At 56.0% G+C, this 3,562-nt stretch carries 3 protein-coding genes and 1 pseudogene; 2 read left to right on the top strand and 2 right to left on the bottom strand.

The annotated features are described in order from the left end of the window. Together VGE80_RS04230 and VGE80_RS04225 are read left to right on the top strand one after the other, a co-directional pair. The coding region (locus VGE80_RS04230) for a GyrI-like domain-containing protein (RefSeq protein ID WP_440591783.1) at positions 1 to 609 on the top strand (609 nt) is incomplete at its 5' end. Between the two features lie 191 nt (positions 610 to 800). Beyond that, on the top strand, positions 801 to 1,337 hold the full coding sequence (locus VGE80_RS04225) for an SRPBCC family protein (RefSeq protein WP_440591782.1): 537 nt from the start codon (positions 801 to 803) through the stop codon (positions 1,335 to 1,337). Here the strand turns inward: VGE80_RS04225 and VGE80_RS04220 are convergent. Together VGE80_RS04220 and VGE80_RS04215 are read right to left on the bottom strand one after the other, a co-directional pair. Then, on the bottom strand, positions 1,334 to 2,569 hold the full coding sequence (locus tag VGE80_RS04220) for a deaminase (RefSeq protein ID WP_440591781.1): 1,236 nt from the start codon (positions 2,567 to 2,569) through the stop codon (positions 1,334 to 1,336). The genes VGE80_RS04225 and VGE80_RS04220 overlap by 4 nt on opposite strands. Before the next feature lie 797 nt (positions 2,570 to 3,366). Next, positions 3,367 to 3,562 (bottom strand): annotated as a pseudogene (locus VGE80_RS04215) (hypothetical protein); the annotation flags it as partial.

The raw sequence follows: 3,562 nt of genomic DNA, 5'->3' as shown, positions 1-3,562 counted from the left end.
ATCGAATGGGTGAAACGATGCCCAAACCCCATGCTCACCGATTCGGAAATAGAGATTCGTCCCGTTTTTGAGGCCGAGGACTTTGGTGAGTCCTTCACGCCGGAACTTCGCGAGCAGGAAGCGACGCTTCGCGCCAAGGTGCTCGACCTGAATCTGGATCGATTCGAGGAGGGCCGTGAAATCCACGTCGCCGGGCTGAAGCAGGTTCACAATCTGCAGTCGAAGCATCAAATTCCCGATCAATGGCACAAGTTCGTACCGGACATGGGCAAGGTTCCCGGTGCGATCGACGGGTGCACTTATGGCGTCACCTGGAACTGTAAGGAGAACGGCGATTTTGATTATCTGTGCGGTGTTGAGGTCAATCCTGAGACGCAGGACACCGGGGAATTTTCACAAGTGACCCTGCCCGCCGGTCGCTACGCCGTTTTTACACATCGTGACCATGTCTCTCGGCTTGAGGAGACGTTCGACCGAATCTGGTGCAAATGGGTTCCCGATTCTGGACTGAAAATCCGCAAAGCGCCGTGCGTGGAATGTTACTCCCAAGATTTCAACGCCGAGACGGGGTTCGGTGGGACAGATATCTGGATTCCCATCGAGGCATAGCTCTGGGGAATTCATAGTCCAAGGGAAAGTTCGTCCGCGCGACAGGCTCCGCACCATCAAGCTGACAGAGCAGTGAGCGCATCCCGGGTAGAGATCTCTGGTCGGCAGAGGGACGAAGTGAATCTCCGCCCGCGGCAAGTCTTCGAAGGGCTCTCCGTTGAAGGGCCCCGGTTTTTGAGGAACAAACTTCTATGGTTACCAATATCATCCTTGCCGTCGCGGCCTTGCTGGCGGTGTTTCTGGTTGTCGTCGCACTGCGGCCGTCGACTTATCGGGTCTCACGCTCGATCAGCGTCAACGCGTCGCCCGGGACTGTTTTCGACCACGTTAACGTGATGCAGCGTTGGCAAAAGTGGTCACCCTTTGAAAATGTGGATCCGGCCATGAAACGGGTCTTCGAGGGGCCCGAGGCGGGGGGCGGCGCTGTCTATCGGTGGGAAGGAAATCATCAGATTGGAACAGGCAGCAACACGATTGTGGAGAGCCGTCCGAACGAACTGATCCGGTTCAAACTCGAAATGCTGAAGCCACACTGCGGCACCAACGACGTGGATTTTCAGTTCCAGCCGGATGCCCAGGGGACAAAAGTGACCTGGACAATGCAGGGGAGATTGAACTTCATTACCAAGATCATAGATTTGATCATCGGCATGGATGCCATGATTGGCCGTCAGTTCCAGGAGGGGCTGAAGCAACTGAAGCTGGTTGCAGAGAATGAACCTGCCTAGGAGATTTGTCGGAAGACCAGGTTGAATGCCCGAGCCTTGAAGCCGTGAAACGGCTTCACTGTGACATGGTTCGCACGCAGGAAATCGAGCGATTGCTTGACCGGGTAGGCTTCCACATAGACCACTTTTCGGATCCCTGCGTCGACGATGTATCGTGCACACTGAAAGCAGGGAAAGGTCGTGCAGTACAGGGTCGCTCCTTTGGCGGAGTGAGATCCCAATGACCGGATGGCACGCTCCTCGGCGTGAATCGCCGTACAGATTTCCATGTTGCGACTGGGAAAGAACGACAGCTTCAAATTCTCAAGGCAATTCGAACATCGATACGGCTTTTCGATCACCGGATGGAGTGTGCCACATTTAGGGCAATGTACATTGCGCCGCGAATCGAGGCTCTTTTCCATTTCTGAATCTTTGTAACAAAAGCCGTACTGGCTTTTGCAGGGCATCATCGGAGTTGGATTTTCATTGTAGCCCACCGCCAGCGTCATTCCGTTCTCGCCGACGATGGCCGCGCCAACGAAGCGTTTCAGGCAGGCGGACTGATGCGACTGGGCGTATGCGATCGCCATTGCAACTTCGCTGGACGTCGCGGCGCGTCCGGTTCCGCCGGACCTGTATTCGTGTGCTGCCCGCATCAGGTCGACGTCAGAACGGATCTCGCTCCAGACTGCTTTCTCGCGTGCAACAGCACCCCCTTTGTCGTCTTCGTTCAGGACGACGTAGTCAGCAAACTGGACGCACCGGTCAACCTGCTGGCCATGGTCGAGTTCCTCGTCAGTATCGCGCGCATCGTCTCGATCGAAGTCGGCCTGGTCCCCCTGATATTCGGCCATCAGCCGGTTCCATCGCGTCTCCTTACTCGCCTGAACGGCGATCAGGAAAAAGTTCGGTGCGAACCGGTGCATCAGCTCTTTGGCTTCCTGCAGATTTCGAATGCTGTCAATGACCAGATCGCTTGTCCGGTCGCGGACTTCCCCTTCGTGCAGAATGCCATTCACTTTCAGTGTCTGCTTCACCCAGTACGAGGGATCCTGCGCGCGAAATTCGTTACCGATATCCTGGAGCATATGGCGCTTGTCATAAGTCCCTTCAGCCAGTCGGCGCGCTTTTTCCTGTCGGATCACATCCGAGATGCGGAACTTCTTGAACCCATGGGCTTCAAATGCATCTGCGACGGTCGAGACCCCGCTACCGATCGGACCGGTGATTCCGATGACTAACCGAGCCATACTTTGCCATTCCAATATTTACGGTCACACTGACGAGTTTGAAATCACCCGAGCAAACCAGTTGCTCGCCCCGAACCCCGAACCCCGATGCACTTATCGCGCATTCGGGTACTACTCTTCACCTGCGTCGCCGGGTTGACCTTGGTCAGGTTCAGTCGCTGATTCCTCACTGAAGAACCCGTTCTGGAATTCACGACAAGAGTGCACCGGTTGCATCGGATACTTCGCCCATCGCCGATTCATCAATCCAATCTGGCACATCAAAAACCGGGAGCCCCTGCCCGAGTGGACCACTCGCCGATGCTGGCAGCATTCACAAAGGCTTGGCGGGTTCATGTACGGCGCACTACGCAATCGTCTAAGGATCGGATGGAGGACATTTCAGTCCGCCTGATTTGTGTCGGGTTTGCCTCGCGTGCCACTAGCAGTTGTGGGCTCACGGATTTCGACGACAACATATCGGTGGGATGACCCGGCGTCAATTTAGCGAAGTTGCACTGAAATTCCATGAGACTCGGCGAATCACTCCGAGTCCCGAGATAAAGTGCTTCCCAGCGGTCTGCCTCATCCTCGCCACGGCTTCCTCCGTAGATTGGCTAGATCGCGCGAGGGAGACTGCTCGAACAGGTCTGTCGGGTGTGCCCCACAGACCTGTCGGGTGTGGAGTGATCTTGCTGGAAATAAGGCCTTGGTCGGGCTCAAGGCTTGAGCCGAAACGGGATCGATGTGACAGGTGCTGAGGGCGAAAAGGGACGCGGAGTTCACCGAACTCTCCTCCAGCTATCGACCTCCGAAGTTCAGCCTCGTCCGCCTTCGCAACAGGTCTCACAGATGGTGTGGCAGCGGGAGCACTGCAGCTTGGCTCGAATCTCGAACAGTTTGCCACCACACGCAGGGCAAGCGGGCTCTGCCGGGCAAGGAGGAAGGCTGGGGGGAGCAGAGGTTTCCGTTTCGTGTTTCATCGCGATATGCACCTGGACCAAGATCTTGCTT

The sequence above is a fragment of the Schlesneria sp. genome (assembly GCF_036405755.1).
Classification (GTDB): domain Bacteria; phylum Planctomycetota; class Planctomycetia; order Planctomycetales; family Planctomycetaceae; genus Schlesneria; species Schlesneria sphaerica.
The sequence above is the reverse complement of the archived record's forward strand: the minus strand, read 5'-3'. Positions and strand labels throughout refer to the sequence as shown.

Coding starts and splice junctions, on each gene's coding strand:
- VGE80_RS04225 (WP_440591782.1), top strand. CDS start 801: ATGGTTACCAATATCATCCTTGCCGTCGCGGCCTTGCTGGCGGTGTTT.
- VGE80_RS04220 (WP_440591781.1), bottom strand. CDS start 2,569: ATGGCTCGGTTAGTCATCGGAATCACCGGTCCGATCGGTAGCGGGGTC.